The 24,267-nt window shown below is 47.7% G+C and carries 12 protein-coding genes; all 12 read right to left on the bottom strand.

Annotation, left to right across the window (positions count from 1 at the left end):
• The 12 genes from FYJ51_RS07745 to FYJ51_RS07800 all read right to left on the bottom strand — a co-directional run bounded on the left by FYJ51_RS07745 (position 1) and on the right by FYJ51_RS07800 (position 24,141).
• Positions 1 to 8,394, bottom strand: coding sequence for a CHAP domain-containing protein (locus FYJ51_RS07745; RefSeq protein WP_154504720.1), 8,394 nt, complete (start codon positions 8,392 to 8,394; stop codon positions 1 to 3).
• A 10-nt stretch (positions 8,395 to 8,404) separates the two neighbouring features.
• Positions 8,405 to 8,929, bottom strand: a complete 525-nt coding sequence (locus tag FYJ51_RS07750; RefSeq protein WP_154504722.1) for a pilus assembly FimT family protein — start codon at positions 8,927 to 8,929, stop codon at positions 8,405 to 8,407.
• Positions 8,930 to 8,944: 15 nt separating this feature from the next.
• On the bottom strand, positions 8,945 to 9,253 hold the full coding sequence (locus FYJ51_RS07755) for a hypothetical protein (RefSeq protein ID WP_154504724.1): 309 nt from the start codon (positions 9,251 to 9,253) through the stop codon (positions 8,945 to 8,947).
• Complete coding sequence (locus FYJ51_RS07760) at positions 9,250 to 10,011, bottom strand: hypothetical protein (RefSeq protein WP_154504726.1); 762 nt, start codon at positions 10,009 to 10,011, stop codon at positions 9,250 to 9,252. Before FYJ51_RS07760 ends, FYJ51_RS07755 begins: the two co-directional genes overlap by 4 nt.
• A 93-nt stretch (positions 10,012 to 10,104) precedes the next feature.
• Positions 10,105 to 10,248 (bottom strand): hypothetical protein, encoded by a 144-nt coding sequence (locus FYJ51_RS07765; protein WP_154504728.1) that lies wholly within the window; start codon positions 10,246 to 10,248, stop codon positions 10,105 to 10,107.
• A gap of 99 nt (positions 10,249 to 10,347) precedes the next feature.
• Positions 10,348 to 13,197 (bottom strand): EAL domain-containing protein, encoded by a 2,850-nt coding sequence (locus FYJ51_RS07770; RefSeq protein ID WP_154504730.1) that lies wholly within the window; start codon positions 13,195 to 13,197, stop codon positions 10,348 to 10,350.
• Positions 13,194 to 15,137 (bottom strand): EAL domain-containing protein, encoded by a 1,944-nt coding sequence (locus FYJ51_RS07775; RefSeq protein ID WP_105304047.1) that lies wholly within the window; start codon positions 15,135 to 15,137, stop codon positions 13,194 to 13,196. Before FYJ51_RS07775 ends, FYJ51_RS07770 begins: the two co-directional genes overlap by 4 nt.
• A 184-nt stretch (positions 15,138 to 15,321) precedes the next feature.
• Positions 15,322 to 16,272 carry a type IV pilin protein gene (locus FYJ51_RS07780; RefSeq protein WP_154504732.1) on the bottom strand — a complete coding sequence of 317 codons (951 nt, stop codon included), beginning with the start codon at positions 16,270 to 16,272 and terminating at the stop codon, positions 15,322 to 15,324.
• 136 nt (positions 16,273 to 16,408) lie between these two features.
• Entirely contained in the window at positions 16,409 to 19,834 is a 3,426-nt protein-coding gene (locus FYJ51_RS07785; protein ID WP_205946244.1) for an EAL domain-containing protein, read from the bottom strand.
• 228 nt (positions 19,835 to 20,062) lie between these two features.
• On the bottom strand, positions 20,063 to 21,268 hold the full coding sequence (locus FYJ51_RS07790; RefSeq protein WP_154504736.1) for a GGDEF domain-containing protein: 1,206 nt from the start codon (positions 21,266 to 21,268) through the stop codon (positions 20,063 to 20,065).
• Positions 21,269 to 21,451: 183 nt separating this feature from the next.
• Complete coding sequence (locus FYJ51_RS07795) at positions 21,452 to 22,864, bottom strand: sensor domain-containing diguanylate cyclase (protein ID WP_154504738.1); 1,413 nt, start codon at positions 22,862 to 22,864, stop codon at positions 21,452 to 21,454.
• 437 nt (positions 22,865 to 23,301) lie between these two features.
• Positions 23,302 to 24,141, bottom strand: coding sequence for a GGDEF domain-containing protein (locus tag FYJ51_RS07800; RefSeq protein ID WP_154504740.1), 840 nt, complete (start codon positions 24,139 to 24,141; stop codon positions 23,302 to 23,304).
• Positions 24,142 to 24,267 lie beyond the last annotated feature (126 nt).

Below are 24,267 nucleotides of genomic sequence, written 5' to 3' on the forward strand. Positions count from 1 at the left end.
TCATTCCTCACCAGCCGCAGAAGCTGACGGCGTCTCAGAAGCTGCCGGCACAATCTCCTTCACGGAAGGAACCGGTGCAGATTCTGCCGGAGCGGAACTTGCTGCAGCAGAAGGAGAAGCTTCGATCTCAGTTACAGAAGGAACCGGAGTATTGACAGGTTCTGAGGTCTCTGCGGGTGCTGCAGTTACTGTGATTTCAGAAACAGATGGTGCTGGAGCAGATGCACTTGCAGAAGGAACCGCAGTTTCAGTGATCTCAGATACCGACGGAGCCGGTGCAGAAGCACTTGCAGAAGCGGATGGAACTGAAGAAGCACTTGCCGATGCAGAAGCTTCTGGAGTCAGAGACGGCTCTGCAGTTTCTTCCGTCACCTGTTCTTTTCCGAGCGAAACGGTATAATTCACGGCAGCACCCTTTGCAAAGGTTCCGCTGTCATGCGCAATGATCGTTCCTGCTTCTGCAGTATTGCTGTATGCTTCGCTTCTGGTTCCGGCAGAAAGACCCTTCTCAGCAAGATCCTGAAGTAAGGCTGTTTCATTGTTTCCTGCATAATATCCATCCGAGATGACAATCGTCTCTTCGGTTTCTTCCTGTTCTGTTTCTGCTTCTTCGCGAGCAGCCTGTTCCTTCTCCATCTCGGCGAGTTCTTCTTCCGTAATGTCTGAGGTTCCGGATCCGCTCAGCCAGATATATCCGTATCTCTTCTGACCATGCCGGTCGCCATAGGCAGGCCACCAGCCCTCATGATACATGCCGCTGTAATTGCCTTCCCTGATATAAACCGTCTGTCCATCTTCGCTGACATCTGTCACAAAGCCGACATGGTTCGAGAACACCACCAGCGAATTGACGGAAGGCTCTGAAGACACAGTAAAACCAGCTGCCTTTGCACGAATCAGCCAGTAGCCGGCATCACCCCATGCAGGAAGGCGGATTCCCATCGTCTCATAAACAAGCTGCCATGCAGTCCACGTGCAGTTATTCGTATTGCCAGGATATGGATTGAATGCAGCACTCACCGAAGATGTCCAGGTATTGCCGAAGGAAAGCAGATCGTTGCTCACAAACACTGCCTTCAGGTTCATATCCCCTTCTACCGTAACCACCGCATCCGGATCATAGTCATAATGAACAACCCCGGTATTTCCGGAACCATCGACTACTTCCAATGATTCACTTCCGGTATTCTCTTCATCACTCTCGGAATCTACCAGTCTCCATCCGATGAGCGTATAGCCATCCTCAACCGGATGAATCGGAGATAGAGAAATCGTTTTGCCGACATCTACAGTCCGTTCAATCGTGACTGCATGGTCCTCTTCCGTAACGATATCTCCTTCTTCTGTTTCTACTCCTTCAATCTTCTGAGAAGAGTCAGAAGAATCAGAAGGCGCATCAGCTGCAGGTGTTTCAGATGGTTCTCCTGTCTCCTCTGTCTCTTCTTTCTTCAGAAGCGGATGAGACAGTTTCACTGCATGCAGGTATGGAGTTGCATTGCCTCCTCCTGCAGATGCAGAAGGAGATGGTTGTGTATCTGTATTCTCTGTCACTGCAGAAGGTGTGGAGGTCACTTCTGCAGAGGCAGCAGGAGATGCCTCAGGAGTCAGAGAAGGACTCGGTGAAGGACTGCTTGCAGCTTCCGCGGATGCACTGGCTTCCGGAGTTTCCGTGCTTTCTGCCGATGCACCTGCACTTGCTTCTGGAGAAGAAGACGCTTCTCCCTCGCTGAAGAACTCCGATTCATCTTCCGGCGCTTCTTCAATTACGAAATTGACTTTTGCAGAAGCATTCTCTGTTTCCGTCCAGTCTCCGATATAGGTACGCTGATTCAGCACAGTACCGTCAGACCCCGTAACTGCAGCGGTTGTGTAAACAGGATATGGGTAGGATCCGGGCTTTCCTTCCCCCTTCAATGAAGGATCGTAGCAAATGCTGTTTTCAGCATTGTTTCCTTTCTCCTCTGAAGCCAGTGCCTTAAGTTCATCGACTTTGATTGAAGACGGAATCTCAGAACCAGCATCCGAAGCGGCAGAGTCATTCCAGATAATACTGCTGAAGCCTGAGCCGGATGAGAGATAACGCACATGGCTGAAGCTCAGATACTGATTCCAGTTTCCTGTAGAAGCAGAAGCATTCAGAATTTCAGAAGAAATCGCCTGATCTGACAGCTTCAGAACCTTCCCAGCTGAATAAGAATCACTGATCGAAACCGGAGCATCAGAAGAAAGACCTGTGCTGTATCCGATCAGTCCTGCTGAATAACCATTTGCAGAAGCTCCGGAACCCACAGATGCTGCAGAGAAGCTCTTGTCAATTGACAGCAATCCGGACTGATATCCGATCAGACCGCCGGCTGTTCCGTTAGCAGAATAGACATTCACCCTTCCAGCCCTGGAGGTATCAGTCGTATCCAGATAGTTTCCTTCGCTGGTATGTCCGCCTGCATAAGTATTGGTAATAGAAGCAGCATTGCCAGTCCAGGAAAGAGAACCAATCAGTCCGCCTGCATAATATGCAGAGCCAGAAACGGAATCAGCAGACTGCTGCACATAAGCGGTTGCAGAAGAATTGGAGATTCTGAAAGTCAGAGGATCAGATCCGCTTGCAGAACCGATCAGTCCGCCTGCATCAATCTGACCAGCAATACTCAGGTTCCCGCCTTCCGCATAGCTGTCATTAATGGTGATGGAACTTCCTTCAGAAACACCGATCAGTCCGCCTGCATGAGCTCCAATGATCTTTGAGGAAGCAGCCTCTTCCGAGATCACTGAAACCTTGCTGATGGTAACATTGTTGCCAGAATAAACCTTTCCGATCAGAGCACCCGCATCAGTACTTATGCTTCCGCTGAGATCCGGATTAACCAGAGTCAGGTTACTAATGGAGAAATCCCGGCTGCTTGCATTCTGATTAAGGCATGCAAACATGCCGATTTCAGAATCCAGGTGAGAAATGAATTGATACCCCATGGTGTAATACAGGGTATTTCCGATACTGAGATTCCTGATTTGATGTCCCCCGCCGTCATAGCTTTGCAAATCATCATTAATAATACCAATCAAGCGGTAATCATCAGTCCTTTTCGTCACAGTTGAGGTACTATCATCAGAAATCGTATTATCAAAATATACATGCTTTTCCTTTACCTCGCTGAAGAACTCAGAAACATCGATATCGCATAACTGCTTAGCAGATTGTGCTGAGATACTGCTCGACCCCGACCTGGTATAAAGCGACACAGCGTAGCTTAAGTTTTCCAGGTGACGTGTATTCAGAATAAGAGCAGTGCTGGAATAATCTTTTCCATTCAATCCATAATGATCCGCAACCGTCGACGCCTGAGAGGAATAGCCTGAAGAAGAATAATTGCTGCTGAAGGAACCATCGCCGAAGAGACTGTTTGTCTTAACATGGTAAAAAGAAGATAAATCAGTCTGATTTGCAACCTTATTCATGAATTCAGGATCTGAGGAATAATCAGCGTAAATATCGATGTTCTCCCCAGGAATAAAGTCCGGGAACAGCTTTGCAAATCTATTATTTCCTCGATCGGAAGTAATATCATCCAGAGTCAAAGTAAGTATTCCTGTTTCCGAGTCATAGGTAATCGGAATCAATTTTGCTTTGAACCTTTCCGGCTTGTTCCAGTCAACATTTCCGGATTTATCTGACCTAAACAGATAGAATGCAGCTTTCTTCTCTGTGCTCCCTGAAGTCTCCCCATAAATCCCGATCTGGATGGTATATTTCCAGGTATCAGCAATATTTGGAATGCGAAATTTCACCTGAAGGACATTATCGTTATCGACAAGAATTCCTTTCGATTCCGGCCAATCACCGACATGGGATTTCTTCCCATTGATTGTCGTGTAAGCCTGGAATGGATACGCTCCGAAAAGGGTTAAGTCATATTTATTAGTAGATATTTCTTCAGTCTTTCTAAATGGGAAGGTTCCTTCATCTTTTCCTTCGATGCTGAAAGATTGAAAAGAACCATTGCCGATCGGCTGGACTCCGGAATCATTGATCTCATTCAGATAATAATTATCAGTACCTGTGAGAGAGTTATTTCCGATACTGCCAGCGAAGGAGCCTCTTGCTGATCCTCCCCCAACCAGCCCCGTAGAATAGCAGTTATTAACCTGAACAGTTCCGTCTGAAATCTGCCCGATAAAACCACCTGCATACTGGCTTGCATAAACTGACATTGTCGAATAACAATTCCTGATGTCAAGCTGGGAACCTGAAATCGTGCCTATTAAACCACCAGCATTCGACTGCTGATATGGAAGATTCATATTGAAAACTGTAGTGGAGTAACTCCCGTTCTGCGTATGACCGCCGGATTGCGATGCGGTAACGGAAGAACCTGAGCCTGCGTTGGAAATGCTGCCGATCAGACCGCCAGCATTGCTTCCTCCTGCGCCATTTTCAACAGCATGGATCAGAACCGCCGCCTGCGAATCAGAGATCGTTACTGCTTTCTGATTTGCCGCAATCTCACCAATTAAGCCGCCGCCGGATTTTCCCCATCCATTCACAGAAATAGCAATATCGCTTCCGTATGCAGAACAGGTGCTCATGTTCAAGCTTCCACTCGCAGCACCAATCAGCCCTCCTGCAGAGCCAAAGTTCAGGGAGCTGACCGATGAATTGCCGGTCAGAGAAACATTGCTAAAGGAACCGTTGGTTACTTTTCCAGCAAGTCCACCAGCCTCAGCGCCAACGGAGATGGAAGTGATATTGTTCAAGGAAAGATCATGAACCGATACCTGATGATTCTGTGCTCCAAGTTCCGAGAAGATTCCGCTGGTCTGATACCAGTTGTGCACGTGATGCATATCAATCGTCAGATTCTCAACCGAGAAATGATTTCCATCATATTCCTGGAGCGATTGATTCTGAATAGGAACAAAGCTGCTGTCAGACGCTAACTGTAACTCATGGAAATAATATTTACTATAAACTGATACATTTCCTGAAGAAGGATTCTTCAATTCTTCAGCAAAAGCAATCGTTCCTTTCTGAGACGTTGAAATAGCACCATTATCTGTATTCCAGTGGATGTTATCTGTCTGCTTAGCAATCGTAAAGCCAGCAAAATAGCTCTCCGCATTCATTGCCTTGATTCCCGCAATTTTCTCATCAAGATTTTCCAGATGCCTGCTGTTTGCAATCAATGCAGTATGATTACTTTGTTTTGTACCATCATCAAAGAGGCTATTTACATAGACTCCAGTAGATTTATCGATTTTAAAAGAATTATTCCATCCTGAAACAACAGAAACGGTGATGTTCTCCCCTGGCAGCATACCCGTATTGAAGAACATGTCAGAGAACTGATGTCCATAAACGGTCAGATCATCAAGGACAAGAGCAAAGAATTCCGAGTTATCATCCGCGGAGGGTGAACCGATGGTCCCGTACTTGCTTCCGGACTTTTTTTCTGCATCAATTGCGTTCTGGAAGTCCTTTTTGCTCTCTGAATAAAGCTGCGAATAGTCAGAATTCTCTTTCACATTGGTTTTGGAATTTCCGGAAAAATCACTGACTGTTCCGCCAGAGGTCCAGACATTTGTGTTGTAATGATAAGTCAGAAAATTAACCCAATGAATCGTTCCATCTGCATCAATCTGTGCAGGGCAGTAGAAGGTTTTCCCGGAATCTTCTCCCTTCACTCCGATCGTAAATTTTTCAGTCCCTTTAGGAACTGCAAAATGAACGGTCAGTTTATTCCCGTTTACACCGACAATAAGAATCTTCGTACCCCCAGGAACTTCCCAGTCTCCGAAGTACTGATTATCTTTATCATTTTCAGACTGCGAACTGTCATTCAGATATGCAGAAGAAAGCTGAGAAGTAGTCATGAAAGGATAAAACTCACCAAGCAGCTCTGCATCATTAGAAGTTGCTGCTTTCCTGCTGGACTCATCCACTGCAAACGGAGATCCTTCTGCACCGGATTCTGCAAAAGCAATTCCGGAAACTGCTGAATTATCAGAGATCAGGCTGAGAGAGTCGTTAAATCCGCTACCTTTTAACGCATAGCAGTCAGAAGCATTCATCTCACCAGGGCTGCTGATTCCAAGGAACGCCCCTCTGTGATTTGTTCCGAACACTTTTCCAGCCGCATAGCTGCCTTTGATTGTCACATAGGAACTTCCGTTTGCTGCACCGATGAATCCACCAGAATAAGAAGAATCTCCGCTGCTGTAAACAGATGCGGCACTGAAACATGCATTAATGGTAAGTCTTCCATTCGCGCTTCCGATAAATCCGCCAGCATAGGTTCCATCAGCAGGACTGTAAACATTGTATCTGCCCCGCCCATCAGCCTTATCCGGATATACTTTGGAAACGGTCCTTCCTGCAGCATAGGAACGCTGAATCATTACGGATCCGTCAGTAGTGCTGATTGCTCCGATGAAACCGCCGGCAGAAGCCCCATTCGTACTATCTGATCTTAAGGAAACATAGGTATTGGAATAAGAATCGCTGATGGTCACTGTGATCTTCTCATTGGTTTCCTGAACAGTCCCGATAAAACCACCGGATGCAGTATTTCCATTCACCCAGCCGCCCTGATCAGCAGAATCATCTGTATTCTGAGTTGTACTTGAAACAAAATAGCAATCAGAGATAGTGAAGTTTGAACTTCCTGTCGTCGTTGAAGAAGCGGCGGATGCCAGATATCCGATCAGACCTCCAGCAGACCCTTTCGGGGCACTGACCGTAACTGAATTATTACBAGTAGCAGTAATGTGAACATCAGAGATTGTTAATCCGTAAGTACTCTGCCCCATCAGAATTCCTGCATTGCCGCTCGAACTTGATGAAGAAGAATCACTGATCGTCAGATTATGAATTGAAAATGCTGTACCAGTATTAGGATTCTGAGGATTCTGTGCAAACAGACCGGCATTATTATTATTCGCTTTGTCATTACCAGCAAAACTGAAATAAGCCAGTGTATGGTTATTGCCATCTACCTCTGAAAGCAGATCATTATAGATGCTGCAGAAAGAAGAGCTGCTGGCTTTGAGATTTCCATCTCTTCCGTAGATTCTTGTCGGAACAGAAGTACTATTTCCAAGTGCAAAAACCTGTCTGAAAAAGCCAGCTGTCTCTGTGTTCCAGGTGATATTCCGTGTGAGCTTTGCACTCTTGGAAGAGAGCTTTGATTTTAGAATTCCTGATACTGAAGCATCCAGGTTCTGCAGGTGACGGCCATTAGAGATACTGATCAAATCCCCTTTGACTTCTTCGAACAGGCTGTTCGCCGTTGCAGCAGCAGTGAGAGACTGAGTGCCATCCGTACGTACTGCATATGCAGTCACTGTAATATCTTCACCGGAAATAAACTTAGCAGAAGATGCATTTCCGTTAGAAGAGACAGCTGGCGTATCACTTATATCTGTATCAAAAATATAGCCGAAGTTTCCACCCTGCCTTGTAATATCATCCAGACTGATACTGAAGCTGATTCCGCCTGTGACTGGTTTCCAGGACAAGGAAGAATTCAGCCTGCTGGCAATCTTGCTGTTGTCAGAATCAGATACCGGAGAAATACCACCAGTTTTTTCAACTTTAACCGATACCTCTGCCCCGCTCGTATTGCCTGTGAATTTCAGGACTGCATAAGAATATTTGCTTCCGGAATAATTGAAGTTCAGTTTCAGAATCTCAGCATTATCAAAGTAGAGAGACGGCGCATCTGCTGAAGAAGCTGAAGAAGAATTATCAGCCTTGCTTAAAGCACCACCATACCAGCCAATATAGACATGACCATTTCCGGATTCATAGGAAACACGCTCATCCTGAGTTTTCTGAACCAGTTCAAGATATTCGCTCAGCTTAGATAAATCGAAAGAGAATTCAGAATTCACCGACCCGAAAGCATTGCTGGAATTGTCTGTATAAAGAACTCCATAGATAGAAGCGCTGGAAGCGTTATAGATGACGATATACTGGCCTTCTGTACGAACTGATTCCGTAATGGAGCCATAAGGAAGAATCTCATTCCATGCAGTCGCATAATCACCATCTGAAGGCTCTTTTCCTCTGGTGGAAAGGATTGCCCGATAGGCATCTGAAGAATCACTGATTCCAAGAGTGCTTGCAGATACCTTTACTCCGAAGTCGGATTCAGCAGCATCCGTCTGAAACACACTGTTCCAGCTTCCGGAAGCCTCAGATGAAGTCAGATGGTTCTGAGCCGCAATGAAGATCTCACGAGCAGTATTATCCATCTCAGTGAGCTTCAGACGCCTCTGATATCCTGACACACTGACAAAGCCGAACGAAGCAAGAATAACCGTGATCGCTACCGTCACGAGCAGTTCTGCCAGCGTGAATCCTTCTCTGTTTTTTCTAATCTGTAATTTCCTCATCATCAATCTCTATCTACCCCTGATAACTGGAAATCGGTCTGACTTTCAGTGCCGTGCTCTCAATCACTTTGCCATCGGAAGAAATGACTGAAACCGTATAAACAATACATCCGTTTTCCATAGAACCCGGAGTTAAAGAAGCATAAAGTCCAAGCGTCTGTGTCTGCTTGGTCAGAAGCGGTGTTGTATTCTTTGTCGTGATATTCTGAATGAAAATTCCATGATCAGAAAGATCACTGCTGGTGCTCTCAGTTCCATATGTGCTGTTGACCAGTGCGATCGTAGCAGAACGCTTGGAAGAATAGAACGTATAATCAGCCGAATACTGAACATCCTCTGCATAGCGGAGTTCATCTGTTACGGCCGTGACGGCAGTTGCTAAAAGAGTCTGCGCATCTGCCTTCAGACGTACTTCCCGATAGACGGACATCACTGCCGGAATGCCTGCTACGACAGCGCTCAGAATAATCGACAGCAGCAATATCGTGACCAGCGTCTCTGCTAAGGAAGCACCGACAGCACTTCTGAGTTTTCTCATTTCCCTGCTCATAGACTACTGCCCCGCCTTCCAGACCGTGATCGAACCAGTATATGAATCAGCGCCAGAAGTGCATTTCATCGAAATGTCTGCAGTCTCCGGCTTCGGATCGGCAGCTGCTGCAGGTGAAGCCTGCACTTCAAGGGCATTGAACTGGTCCATATATTCAGCGTAGCTCTGCTCAGATCTGCGGATCATATTGCCCGAAGAAGAGACCATGGAAACCAGCATCACGATTCCGAGTGCAATCACCAGCATCGCTGCAAGCACTTCTGCGATGGATTCTCCGGCAGAAGAATTCAGTTTTCTCATCATCTGTTTCATGCGGCAGCCTCCGTGATGGAAGCTTCAGTCCAGGAAACGCGGAAACTGATGGTCTTCCCATCCGCAATCGTCTCATCATAGCGAATCTCAGGAGTTTCAGCAGTCACCTTGAAAGAAATCGAGGAAATCACTTTGCTCTGATCATTGGTATCAAGCAGAGACACTGTCACCATGGCTGAATAATCAGCATTCATGATGATGGTCACTGACGCCTTATGCGCCAGAACATCAGAGCCATCTATTTCAGAAATCACATAGGACTGCGTAATAGGAGTGCTCCCTGCTGTGATAGCACCGGTGTTATTCTGAAAGATATTCAGATTTCCAGTACTGGTCCCCCAATAGGAATTTCCCAGAGTTCTGATATTGATAAACTGGGTCTTGTACATCCTGGAAGCCATCACCTTCAGAACATCCCTGATCTCGGAAGAATCACTGAAATCAGTGATCGGGTTATAGTCTGCAGCCGCATTCTCCGGAATCGGAGTTTCCGGATCATATACATTGTCAGCCGTGAATTCCTTTTCCAGGTATCCGGTATAGATATAAAGCTCTTTCTGGGCTTCCGGATTATCTTTGAGACTGCTCATCCTCCCTGCTGCAGAACTAGCTGCTGCAAGAATGACTGATCCCACTGATGCACACATGACGAAAAACAGCAAGGCTACCATCAGGGAAGCACCTTCCTGAGACTTCAGTTTCTTCTGTCCTGCGAGCAAGAGCTGCTTCATCGGGATCCTGTCTTTCTTTCCGCGCATAGGAAAACCCTCTGCGCTTTCTTTATTATATGACAATCATGGGCTATTAGCACGAATCAGAGCGATGCACAAAAAAGGAAGGATGGTTTCCCATCACTTCCAGAGCCATTGATGAAGCTTTGCGGTTACTTCTTCCAGTTCCTTTTCACTCATGACCGGAGCAGATAGCGATTCCGTTTTCTCTTTTTCCTCCACGTCTTCAAAGAAACTGTTTCCCTGTTCCTGTTTCTCGTCCATGATTTCCTCCCGCAGAATCTCAACATGGGTAATGATATGCCAAAGAAACAGAAAAGAAACCCTTGTCTTTTCCGGAGAGAAAGACTTCCGTGATGATCATCACGTTTTTTCGATTCCCTCCGCCTGCCGGGTATGATAGTTCGTGATCGTAAGCACAAAGGCCTCCTTGCCGGCAGAAGGACTGCTGGCAAGCAGTCCGATTTCCCCGAAATAAGTTATTTCGTTTTCGCTGGCCTGGAACTGAACAACCCCCGCCAGTCCATGCAGCTGGGCGATCGAACTCTGAACCTCAGCCTGGAAAGCCCATTCCTGGTCTATCTCCATCCGATTCTTATTTCTTACAAGAACAGGGGCGCATAGCTTCTCCATATCTTCATTCATCCTCAGGAAATACAGCCTGCCACGTTCCTGTTCCAGAACTCCCTTTGCAAAGAGCGGATGTTCCTGTCCCTGCCGAAACAGGCAGGATTCCATCGGTCCGTCCAGATCGACCCAGGAAGCTGCCCGATAAAACTTCCTGTCTTCTTCGCTGGTCAGATTTCTGAAAAACAATCCCTCCGACAGCTGGCTGAATGGGATCGGCTTGCTGAAATAGAACCCCTGGATAAGATCCACTCCCGCCCGCCGGACAAACCAGTACTGGTCACTGGTCTCTATGCCTTCCGCAATCACGTGGAAGCCCATGGAATGACTGAGAATAACGATCTCGGAAATGATCTTCTTCGAACGATCCATAGATCCCGATCCCCGCAGGAATTCCTGGTCCAGCTTGATTCCGGAAACCGAATAATCTTTCAGCACGCTGAGAGAAGACTGACCGGTACCGAAATCATCGATCCAGATCCGGAAGCCCCGGCTCTGCATTTCGTTAATCGCCTGAACCATCGAGCTCTTTCTGCCGACTGCCGACTCCGTGATCTCAAACTGAATTTGTTCCTTTGCAATCCGATGCTTTGCCAGAATATGCTCGATCTCATCCGGAACATCAATGACATCAAAATCATCTTGGGAAAGGTTTACATTGACAAAGAAGTCCCCTGCCTTCTGATCAAGTTCGAGGCAGACCTGCTCCAGCAGATACAGATCCAGATGGAAAATCAGGTGCGTGCGCTCGAGACATGGAATAAAGTCTGCCGGAGAAAGGATTCCCTCCTCTGGCACTTTCCATCTGGAGAGTGCTTCGAAGCCGACTGTCTTTTCGCTGAGTGCACTGACAATCGGCTGATAGAAGACGCTGATCTTCTTTTGTTCAAGGGCTTCTATGAAATGATCCTGGACATAGGTTTCCTTCCGGCGCACACGATCCATGGCCGCATCGTAAAATATCACTTCTTCTGAATTCGCGGAATTTTCGGCAGCATATTTTGCATTATAAAGGCCTTGCATCGGACCAGCCTGATCTTCATTTTCCCGATTGCGGTACGCTCCGCATTTCAGGCTCAGATAAGTGTCCGGATTGAGACCGGCAATCTCTTTGCGGATCAGTTCCACTCGCTTAAGGATTTCTTCATCCGACGCCACGGTATACAGAACAAAATGATCCAGTTCCGGATTTGCCAGCAGATCTCCGGGAAACTGATTGCTGATCGCCATTGCCACAGACTGCAGAATCGCTCTGCCGGCTTTGAAGCCAAGGCGATTGGAAAGATCCGAAAAATGATTGATATCAAAATACAGGGTCGTCCAGCCGTAAGCATGAACATCCGATTCATGAAAGGACTGCAGGATCTCATCCAGGCTCATCATAGAAGCCAGGAAATCTTTTCCCCTTTTCCCATTCACCTGGTACTCTTCTGCATTTTCCAGCTTTCCTCCTGAAACTGAATTCCTGCCGCTGCCTTTCACCGCATAGAGACAGTGATCTGCAATCTTCATGCACAGACGAAGATCCTCTTCGCTCCTTGGCAGTCCGCTGCAGAATCCGATGCTCATATTCATCTGAATTCCAAGGGACATATTATGAGCAGCCTCTTTCTGAACGGTCTGCAGCCGCTGTTCAAATTCCTCTGCATCAGACGACACGGAGAGAATCAGAAGCTCATCTCCGCCGAAGCGATAGCAATTTTCCCGATCCCTCGAGAATTCCTTCCGGACCAGCTCTGCCATCAAAACCAGCACCTTATCCCCGAACAGATGTCCATAGGTATCATTGATATGCTTGAAATAATCCAGATCCACCAAAGCAAGGCAGATCGGGTGATTCAGATATTCCGTGAAGTCATTCCGCCAGGCATTGCGATTCAGCAATCCGGTCAGGCCATCTGTACGGCTCTCATCCTGAAGTCGGGAATTGCTCTGTTCCAGCTGCTGGCGGATCGCTTCATACTGCACAAACGAATACCAGCGGATACTTGCTACGAAGATGCAGAAGACCTGGAAAATCATGAGGTCGACCAGATCCTGCCATGGCGTCATGCTCCGGAAGCGCAGGGTGATGAAAACTGCCGGAGCAAGATCTGCCGCCATGATTATCAGCATCTCCCGATGAGCATAAAGAGGAACCAGAAAGGTAACCATGGAAATCAGCAGATACTCGAAAAAGAAACTGCTTCCTTTCTGGGTGGTGAAAAAGGTAATATTTGCCAGCAGCATCTCCACGATCGAAAACACCCGGACCGTGAAGAATGCATGATTCTTTCTGGTTTCAAATTCTTCCCGGTCTTTCAGCAGCAGGCTGAAGAAGACGATATTCACCCCGAGAATCAGTGCATACACCTTCGGCGCATTGAACCACGGAAGAATCTCGCCTTCTGCCTGAACCGAAGAAGTTCCCACGAGCCCGATCAGAGAAAGCATGGAAACCAGTACTGCAACCCAGAGAAAATAGAATACTTCCTGGCGGAGCCACTCATTCCGGAAGGGTTCATTCCGGTATAGCTTCTGATCGTCGGTAAAGAAAACCAGTCGGATCTGTCTCCCCAGCCAGTCTGCCCAGTTCTTTTTTTTCATGATTCCTGCGTCCTGCCTGCTTCTTTATCCGCAATGATCTTCTTGAGGAATTCTTCTTCCGGAAGCGGCTGTGCATAAAGGAATCCCTGAAAAAAATCACATCCAAGCTTCCTGAATACTTCGGCGGTTTTCTGATCCTCGATTCCTTCTGCCGTCACCAGGATCTCCATCTCATGACATGCATCGATGATATGCGGCATGATAAAATCAGGCTTCTTCATATAGCTCCATACCATATCCTTGTCCAGCTTCACACACATGAACGGATTATCCTTGAGCCGTTCCAGATTCGAAGACATGCTGCCGAAATCATCCAGGATAAAGGGAATTCCTGCTTGCTGAAGCAGGACAATCTGCTTATGAAGAACGGAAGAATCCTTCAGGGACTGCTCCGTAACCTCGAGCGACACGCTCCCCGGCTTCAGATCATAAGTCCGATAGATATTCAGATACCGCTCTGCCAGCGAAGCATCCATGCACTGCAGCGGCGAAAGATTCACATTGATCCAGCAAAGGGAACTGCTGCGGACAGCTTCTGAAGCCATGAATGCACATGCCTTGCGGAACATCTGCTCGCCCAGCTCCTCAATCATGCCATTGCTTTCCGCTACCGGGATGAATTCATCCGGTCTGATCACTCTTCCATCTTCATCACGGATTCTGGCAAGGGCCTCGCTGCCCTCTGGCGTTCCGTCCTTCGCCGTGACAATCGGCTGCACATACATTTCCACCTTATTTTCTGCAATGGCCTGATTCAGGCATTTGCGGACATAAATGGTCCGCTGATATTTCGCCAGAAGCTTGCTGTCTGCAGAAATCACGCGACGCTCGGAAGGCACCGCGGCCAGCCGGAACGCATACCTCAGAAATCCGGTTGCAGTTTCCTGATCCTGGAAGCTGCAGGATCGGCTGAGACAGATCATGCCGATCTGCAGAATCAGGTCTGCATGATCGCAGCGCCAGTGCTGCCGGAAGCGCATCCGCAGGTCTTCCAGGATGGCTTCCTCTTCCACCAGCTGATCCGTCATCAGAATAAACCGTCCGTCCTCCACATAGAAGGAACTCATCTTCGGGAAATTCTGCAGCAGGTACTGTCCGATCATCCTGGTTCCTTCTTCCATCTGCTGATCGCCATACATATCTCTCAGGCCATTGAAATCCCTGATCACAAACCCGACGATGCGAAATTGCTTCTTTCCGCTTCGGAGGTAGATATCTTCCAGTGTTTTTCTCCAGCCGCGCAGATTGAACAGATTCGTGCTCATATCGGTAATGCTCTCCGGGTTCAGATACTCCGACAGAATCACAGCATCCGCAAACATGCTGAACATATCCATGACCAGGACAGACGGGAACAGAACGCGGATCATGCCTCCCGCAATCAGCGCCGCCACAAACATGTGGGCTGCCGTGCGGCGGATATCCGGAGCGGTATGCTTTCCTTTCATCAGGGATACTTCCATCATGATGCAGCAATAGAAAATCTCCGCATTGATCAGGTAGTACAGAGGTCCGGATTCATAGCCATGATCCCCGATCGAAAAAATCAGACCATTCAATGGACTGGTGATAACCAGAATCATCATTGCCATCATCGGAAGCAGATAAGANAGAATGCAGAAAAGCGACATTCTGTCCCATTGCTTCATCAGCACAAGCGTAAACCGGTAAAACAGGAAAATCCGGGCAATGAAGGAAAGAAAAAACAGCAGGTTGACCACCGTAAGCAACCCTGCCGGATATTCTGCCCAGTGATTATCCATGAGGCAGGAAAAATAATCCAGAATCAGTGTCAGAAGATTGGAATATAGCAGAGCGCTGTAAGCTCTGCTCAGAAGTGTCGGTAGCCGTCTGCGGTAGAAGAACAGAATCCCGATATAGACCTGAAGAATCAAGGTCGGTAATGTATAGTTGAACTGCCACATAAAGTAACCTTCCATTCAGGAAATAACCCTATTATACATTCATTCATGTAACCATAATCATGGATTTCTGAAATTTCTGTGGCCGATTTCTGACATTCCGGTTCACGAAAAAGCCGGCTCTCAGAGAAGCATGCATCATTCCGGAAAAAGAAAATACATGCCAGAAGGATCACCAGGAATATTGATCCTTGCGCCCGGATTATTTGCTTTCTCTGTAGATGCTCTTTCCTTTCAGGTAAGAATACTTGTCCAGATCCACTCGGCTGTTGTTCTTGTCCATCAATCCCGGATCCAGAGATACTTTTTCGTTCTTATCATTGAGATAATACCATTTGCCTTCAATATCAAATTTCAGTCCGCTCTGATCCGGCAGAACTACTTCTGCAAGATCAGGAACATTCACCTTCGACAGATTCGACAGATCAATTGAGCCAATCGTTATTCCTGAAAAATCAATTTTCTTCAGAGATGAATAGTCCTTCAATGCAGATTGATCTCCGCGTCCGAAATCAATTCCTTTATTCAGATGCCCATTATCCAGAGGATTATCAACAATTTCGAACAGGTTGTTTTTTCCGAAAACGATGGATGTGACCTGGTTCTTTTCGGCAACATTCTTCAGAACAGAACCTGTCGTGATATTCACATATGAAAGACTTCCCTGTCTGAATTCCAGCGAATACGTACCATCCTCCTGTTTATGGACAAAGTCATTCACATTATCTTTCGTGACATCGACCAGACCTTTCAGCTCCCACTCTGCTGACTGGGTACCGTCAGAACTGATCGTTACCGCAACAATGCCGCTGGCCTTGCCGGTATTCGGAATTCCGGAAGCACCATCCCGGACCGGATCAAACGCCGAATGAGATTTCCCGTAGCCTTCTACCCTTGCTCTGGCAATATCAAGATCCGTCACTTTTCCCGCCGCGGCATCATAATAGTAAGTCCTGGTCCCGGACGCTCCGTCTGTCATGTACTCTGCCGCAGCAGCCGCTTTTGCCGATCTGACATTTGCCAGATCTACTGCCTTTCTGCTCTTCTCAAGCTGCCCGCTGAACACAGGAATGCTGATGGCCACAAGGACTCCGATGATAGCAGTGACAATCAGAAGCTCGCCAAGCGTAAAGCCTTTCTCATCTCGTTTCATCGGTGCCTCCTCCTTCCAAAGTACCTTGAACATATTCATTGTACATCAGAAAAGAATGATAGATCCGCCAGCAGCTTCTCTGCAGAGATCGCCTTTCTGATTTCAGGATGTATTGCGTCTATCACAGTCTGGTTCTTCAGAATTCTTCGCTGTCTCTGCTGTTGACTATGACCTCGGACATTCCGCGCGCATAGGAGCTTTGGTCTCTGCTGAACTCATCTGTGAAGGTTGCCATGATCTTCACGCTGCAGCTGCCGCTCCACTGGCCTGCCTTCCGTATGGATTCGATGGCAGGCCGGATATTTCCGGCAATGGTCCGGACTTCTTCTTTCTCTCTGTACTTCATCAGCAGGCAGAACTGACTGCCGTGAATTCTTGCAATCACGCTGTTTGTTCCGCCGCATTTCCGCAGAATGATGCCGATTTCTCTCAGCAGACATTCCCCTGAGCTCTCTCCGTAGATCCGGACGATTTCCGCATATTCCGGAACAGATACCTCAATGATGGCAAAGTCTGTTCCGGCCTGCCAGCGCTCGCTGAGATAGGAGTTAATGCTGTCCGAAGCACCGCGTGCATTGGCAAGCCCGGTAACAGGATCGATGGCAGATAGCTTCTGATCTTCCCCGAAAAAGCGCTGCGTTTCTCCGGCATCAACCACGGTACCGAGAATCCCGATGATCTTCCCATCACGGTAGAGCGGAATCTTGCTGACAATAATATCCCGGTTCATGCCGTTTACGATGCAGTGGCCTCTTCTGAGATAAATCTTCCTCCCACTGCTGAGAATCTCTTCTTCGTCCTCTCTGAACGGTACCGGATCGATATGCCACCCGATGTCTTCATCGGTTTTTCCAATGATTTCCTCTGAGGAACTGAATCCATAGTATCTTAAGAAGCTTTCACTTGCACCTTTGAATCTGCGGCTGCGATCCTTCCAGAAATACATGCGCTCTGCATTCATGACCAGGTTCTTCCACAGAACTTCCTCGGTAATTCCATCATGATCCAGACGATAGCTGATGTCACTCAGCGAAGAGATCACCTTGACTATCTTTGATTCATCCAGTTCGGTCCGGATCGTAACATAGAGTGCCTTGCGGAAATCAGACCTCTGCATCGGCACGATGATATGGAGGAACCAGCGATATTCTCCCGAAGCAGTCAGACTGCGGAAGATTCCCTTGATATCATGATCCCGGTTCTGCTGCAGACGGGATTTCATGGTTGTGACATCGATGAATTCCGCAAATCTTTCCCGATCCGGAAGGTAGCAGTACTCCTCTTTCCACTTTCCCATCACCGTGGCACTGTCCTTCTGCACTTCTCCCACACCAATCGGCTGATCCGAGAGAGAAGACTTGATGCCCTCCACGGTACCGTGTTCCAGGTCAATGATCGCAATATCATTGCACATATAATAAAGGTCGTTCATTGCCTCTGTGGTTGCCTGCTGAAAATCCCGGACGTTCACTTCCACATACTGGATATGGACCGTATAGATGTAATGATCATCCTGGATTGCTGCGACAGATCCCGTCAGCTGCATGTAGTGGTCCCCGGAAGGATAGGCGGTCGTCTGCGGTCCTTTCAGCTTTCTGAGCTGCTGATCCGCATACAGTCTGTGAAAATTGTGGATCGGATCGCCAGGGGTATTCAGCTTCTTCTCCCAGTCTTTCAGATCTCTTACATTGTCCTTGGCAAGGACTTCCCGATAGGCATCATTGACAAAGAGAAGCTTCATTCTGACCCCATCATCCTCCAGAACACAGAGCGGCTTATCGGTGAGATAGTCAATGCGGCTGAGCTTCGTCAGGTAGGATCTCCACATGGCCAGTTCCAGGCTCAATCCCTGCTTCTTCAGACATGAAACGAGCTCTTCTTTCGGCATAGGCTTCGCAAAATAGAATCCCTGGATCTTTTCGCACCCGATCTGTTTCAGGAACAGAAACTGCTCATCGGTTTCCACTCCTTCTGCCAGGGTAGAAATTTCCAGTTTCTTCGCCATTCTCACAATCGCCGTAATGATCTCTCTGGACTTTTCATCAAAGTCTCTGAGAAATGACATGTCGAGCTTCAGCTGATCAAAGGAATACTTCTTCAGTACCCCAAGCGAAGAATATCCCGATCCGAAATCATCCATCCAGACTTTATAGCCCATCTGATGAAACTGGCGGATGAACTGATCCACTTTATCGATATTTCTGATAAAGAAGCTTTCTGTAATCTCCAGATTCGTGAATTCTCTCGGTACGCCATACTTCTTTGAAATCCGTTCAATCGCATCCGGAAGATCATCATGCAGAAAATCCTTTCTCGACAGATTCACAGATACCGGGACCGGACTTCCGCCATTTTTCAGAATCTGCAGGTAGTCTCTGCACACCTGCTCGAACATGAAAAGATCGAGCTGGAAGATCTGCCCCGTTTCCTCCAGGATCGGAATGAAACGACCCGGAGAAATCATGCCGTACTGCGGATCGATCCATCTCACCAGCGCCTCGCAGCTGCATACCGTTTTCGTCATGGTGCGGACGATGGGCTGATAATAGACATGGATCCATCCGCTCTCCAGAGCCTTTTCAAAGTTCCGGATGATATGGAACTTCAGAGAGTTGTCTTCCTGAATCGTGCGGTTGAACCAGGCAATTGCAGACCAAGCGGTCTGAGAGATGGATTCGCAGGCGAGTCTTGCGCAGTCACATGCATCGGTCAGTCTTACTGCCTTGTCGTCATATCTGAAGATGCCGGCTCTTACCGCAAGATTGTTTCCGTCGCCAGACTGACTCATCTCGGAAAACAATGTATTCAGCTTTTCTTCAATCTGATCGCTCTCCGCATATACGACAAAGTGATCGCTTTCAAAACGAGAAGCACTTTCTTTGCCGAAATGCGTTCCGATCAGCTCAGACAGGATGCGGATCTGCCGGTCTCCCCCCTTGAGTCCGTATCTGCTGTTATATTCTTTCAGTCCGGACAGATCAAAATAGATGACCGCAGGGATCTGACCATCCGCACGGATCTTCTCGATGCCGCCCATCGCATTGTCAAGAAAATGAGTCATGTTCTGCAGCCCCGTCAGGTCGTCATAATACTTTGCAAATTCAGTGCCTGCCGATGGCGAATACTTTCCCGACAGCGTCGTAAGCACTGCCTTGACTACCTGATCCCTGCCTGCTTCTGCGCTCTCATCCGTATACGTGATGAACGCAAGCCTTGCCCCATCTACCGTAATATATTTTCCGGTTCCATGAACCACGTGATATTCTGTCTGGTCTTCCCGCTTATTGCGGAACACTATATCGTAATCATGATCCTTCTGCGTCGCAAAGCGGTAAGAATACTGTTCCATCCTGGAAATGTCATCGGGATGCACATTCCGGTACAGATCCCTGCCAAGACCGAAAATGGCCTCTTCGCTGCTGCGGTAGCCGAAAAACTCCAGATAAGCCCTGGAAACCAGAAGCGGCTTGATCTGCTCTTCCACATACTGGTACACAGCAATCGGGATCGGAATACTCTCCAGAAAAGCCCTTGTATCAGCTGAAAACTCATAAATTTTCATATACTCTGCCCCCTTGCGACGATCAGCACGATGAGGATTCCAGCCCGTCATTGGCAATTTCTTCTCACTCGCTGCCCCTTTAGAAACCAGGAGCAGTGCATCCTGCTCTGATGACAAACAGCAGGAAAACAGAAGATTCCTGCCTGCAGATTTGACATGTTTTTTCAGACAATTGGAAGCGCCTCCCTCGACTGAACAGGATCTCCATTCCCCGGTGAGCCTTGCAGATCATTTCTCTTCCGCAGTCCGGATCTGATTTCTTCCGTTCTTCTTCGCCTCATACAGGGCGTCATCTGCACATTTATAAACAGACTTGGAACCCTGCCTGGCTTTGATCCGAACGCACCCAATGGAACAGGTAATGGGGCTTCCATCCGGAAGAATGACGGTGCGGATCGCATTCTCAACCTGCTCTACCCTTTCCATCGGATCCGGTCCGCCAAGCATAGCGAACTCATCTCCGCCGATCCGTCCGACGGCTGCTGCTGCCTTTTCAAAGCGATCAGTTCCCCAGCTGTAGAAATCCCGATAGGAAGCATCCGGATTTTCGATGTGAGCCTGCTTTCCTTCCGGAAATAATACCTGGATCAGATCCGTGCAGGAATTCGGAGCGGTATGAAGCAGCGACCACAGCATATTTGCAGTAACTGCCCGAATGCAGTAATCTCCCTCCTGGTGACCGAACCGATCATTGATTTCCTTGAAACGATCGATATCGATCACATCAAAGACAAGATCCTCACCATGCCCGCTTGTCAGAATCCGATCGGTCTCCGCAAAGAAATACTGATGATTCAGGAATCCAGTCAGACTGTCAATATGCGCCATAAAGTGGTAATGATTGCTGATCAGATAGTGATGAATTCTTTCTTTATGAAAAAAATAAGCAATAAACCCGGAAACCAGAAAAAACGAGAATGCATTGAGCACATCACCCGCAGCGATTTCCGGAGCTTTGACGGCATAGGAGCTGACATCAAAGATCAGCATATAACCTAATTCAACAAGCATCAGCTGGCCAAGCGAATAATTGAGCAACAAGGCGACAAGAGTCTGCATGACCAGAAAAGAAGTAGCAACCTGAGATGGATCAGCAATGGAGGCGATGATGCCGAAGAACATCAGGCCCGAACAGGCAGAGCCGATATCGATGCAGGCAGTGCGGGCATTCCCCGGATCTCGATGGTGCGGCATCAGAAACAGAATCTCCACAAGCACCGTATAGCCAAAAGCAGCCCCATAATAAGGAGCAAATCCCTGATTGATCACCCCCAGAAGGGACAGGACCGCATAGATCCCCATCATGACCATCAGAATGTGGTTGAGAATCCGGGCAGACTTCCAGTTCTCCTCCCCGATCAGTTCTCGGCAGGAATCATACTGTTCTGTTTCAAACCCATAGCAGTTCAGTCTTTTGAGTTGTTTTCCGTTCATAGGCCCTCAGCATCCATGACCTGCTGAGCAAGCTCAGTGTATCACGAATGCCCCGCACCAGGCTCTGAAAAATTGACCGCAAGTACAGGAAAAAGCAGCTTCTCTGCTCTTTTCATGGATCATCGTCATATTCTCAGAACAATTAAAGAGGCCCCTTTATGCAGCTGATCGTTTCTGAAGCAATTACAGTCCGCCCTCATCCAGAGGCAACTTACTTGCTGTTTTACCGTTCTTTCTTCGATCGAGTCCGCATTTCTCATAAAAGCATCTCTTCTCTTCGTACATCTGCTGGTCTGCAATCCGCAGCGCTTCTTCGATTGTGCTGCTATCAGAACACCAGTATGCACCGGAAGAAAACAGATAGGAATTCAGATCATTCAGCTTTGAAGAAAGATCCTCGTACTTAGCGTTGAATTCTTTCTCTGAGATCTCTGGCATCATTACCACAAACTCATCGCCGCCAGCCCGATATACATGTTCTCTTCCGAATTCCGCTATCAGCATCCGGGCAGAATCACGCAGGGCAGTATCGCCAGCTTCATGCCCCTCTGAATCGTTGATCGCCTTCAGATTGTTCACATCTGCATAGACCAGGCCAGCCGGAACAGTCTGCCTGGCAAGCTGATCTATTTTCTCGATCATCGCATTGCGATTGAATACATCGGTCAGAGTATCCACTCTGCTCAGGCGATTGAGATCTTCCATCAGCCGGTGATTGACGATTCTGGCACCGATGAAGTAGGAAATGGAATTCAGGACCGCCTGCGTGTTGATGAGATCATTCAGCTCATAGTTATCTGCCCCAAGATACCCGATCAGCTTTCCGCGATTATAAAATGGTGAAGCAGCCAGCCGGTGTATTCCCTGCCGCTTCAGATTATCATAGTCAACCCGGTCGTGTTCTCTGAGCTCCTCAATATCAGCTATGAGCACAGAGGAACTCTTCTTCAGATACTTCTCCCATCCGCCGAGATAGTCATCATAATCCAGATTCTGAAGGGTATGAATCTCCGGGGTCACGCCCTCTGCACACCATTCAAAGGTATTGCTTGCGGTTTTTCCATCTGTCTCAAGAACATACAGGCGGTCCGGATGAATGAAGGCACTGAGCTCTTCCAGGGCATGATTCATGCATGTTTCAAAATCCTCGCCGTTGTTCAGAAGCTTTGAGATCCTGAGAATGATATTGCCGGTATTTCTTTCCCGCCGGCTCTTCTGAATCGATTCATCGACATTCGTAAAGATGAAGGAAACCGTCTCTGGCAGAGAAGCAGGACCTACCGTGAAATCAAGCCAGTGCTTCGCTTCTTCCGAATAGAAACATGCATGCACCGGCTTCTGCTCTTCCAATGCCTGCTGGCAATAAGGAAACCATGGTCCGCCAGATGGATAAAGTTCCAGAAAATCATGGCCGATCAATTCTTCTTTCTGATATCCTGCCATCTGGCAATACGCATCATTCACAAAAAGATACCGGGTATTCACGACCCGGCTATGCGAACCATCAAAGATCAGCCTGAATACTGCAAAAGGCACCGGGATATCTGAAAACAGATCAAACGGCTGGTCCTGATTCTGAATCTTTTCTGCTGTCATAGTATTCCGGATACAAAGTATCCTTAAAAGCTCCTTTCGTTCAGATGAGAATATCTGCAGATCAGCTCTGCCCTACCCAAGATAACTCCTAGCTGAAGAGAAGACTCCTGCCCTGCTGAAACCACATTCCGGCTTATGCAGAAACTGCTCGATGAAAAATCCGGATATTCCTGAGATTCTTTGCAGATAGCGGTATTGCTTTCTCTGATCCTGCTTCTTCTTTCCGCATGGACCAGAGCCTCAGTTCTGTCATTTCAGTCTTTCGGGTACTTTCAGTTTATCATCATTGCTGAAAAACAGAACCGGGAAAATGAACTCATGCACAGGAATCCGGAACTCGATGCAGAAAACGAAGCTGCAGGAAAAGATAATCCTCAGGAATTGTCAGATTCATGCGCATTCATGCCCTGTCAGGTTCCTCATAGTTCCGGAATCAATCATGAAATCTGCTTGCCAGCATTCTCTTTCTCCCGTTTATTCTGATACATGATTTCATCCGCACGCTGATAGAGATCCTCATTCGTCTCTCCGGGATGGCGAACGGCAATTCCGTATGCAAAATCCATCGGATAATTCCCGAATTCCGGGTCACAGACCTGAAGCCTGGACAAGGCCTCCAGAACCTTCTGTACCTGATCCGGATCACAGCAGGAGGTAAAGCAGAATTCATCTCCGCCCACACGGTAAAGCTTCCCATACGGGCTTAAGCGTTTCAGCGCGGTCTGGGCAAATGCCCGCAGATACCGGTCGCCTGAACGGTGTCCCTCTTCATCATTGAAGTGTTTCAGATGATTCAGATCAAAGGAGACAACCACGGGAACCTGCTTTCTCCTCAGACGGTAATAGGACACCGTAAACGCATTCCTGTTCGGCAGACCAGTCACCTGGTCTGTCTTTGCGAACAGTCTTACAAGCGCCACATAGAGCAGCAGAAACGAGATGGAAAAGCATTCCCATATGGAGATCACGTCGCCATTGAAATAGAGACCAGCCGTGCCGAGAGAAGCAATCACCAGATTGAACACAATCAGAACTGCATTCTCCAGATCCAGTTTTTCTATGGTCACGAAATCATGGATGAGAATACAGCCAAACAGGAAAAGCGACCCAAGGTATCCCAGGGCTGCATGCGGAGCATTCACAACATCCCCATATTGGTCCAGAGAAAAGAAAACCGGAACCCTCATATTCACGATGCCCAGGACAAACAGGACGAGATCCGCTGCCAGCATGATGCGATCAGCCAGATCCCAGTCTGCCCGATGATACCTCAGCATTATGCCCAGCTTCTATTTATCATTAGTTTCCTTGCAGAAGCCCAGTTTTACTGATTTTTATAAGAAAAATGTAGGCATAATCTTTCTTAGCGCAGTCCGAAATTCCTGGCAATTTCCTCTTCATCT

Origin of the sequence: Stecheria intestinalis (assembly GCF_009696165.1) — a bacterium.
Classification (GTDB): domain Bacteria; phylum Bacillota_I; class Bacilli_A; order Erysipelotrichales; family Erysipelotrichaceae; genus Bulleidia; species Bulleidia intestinalis.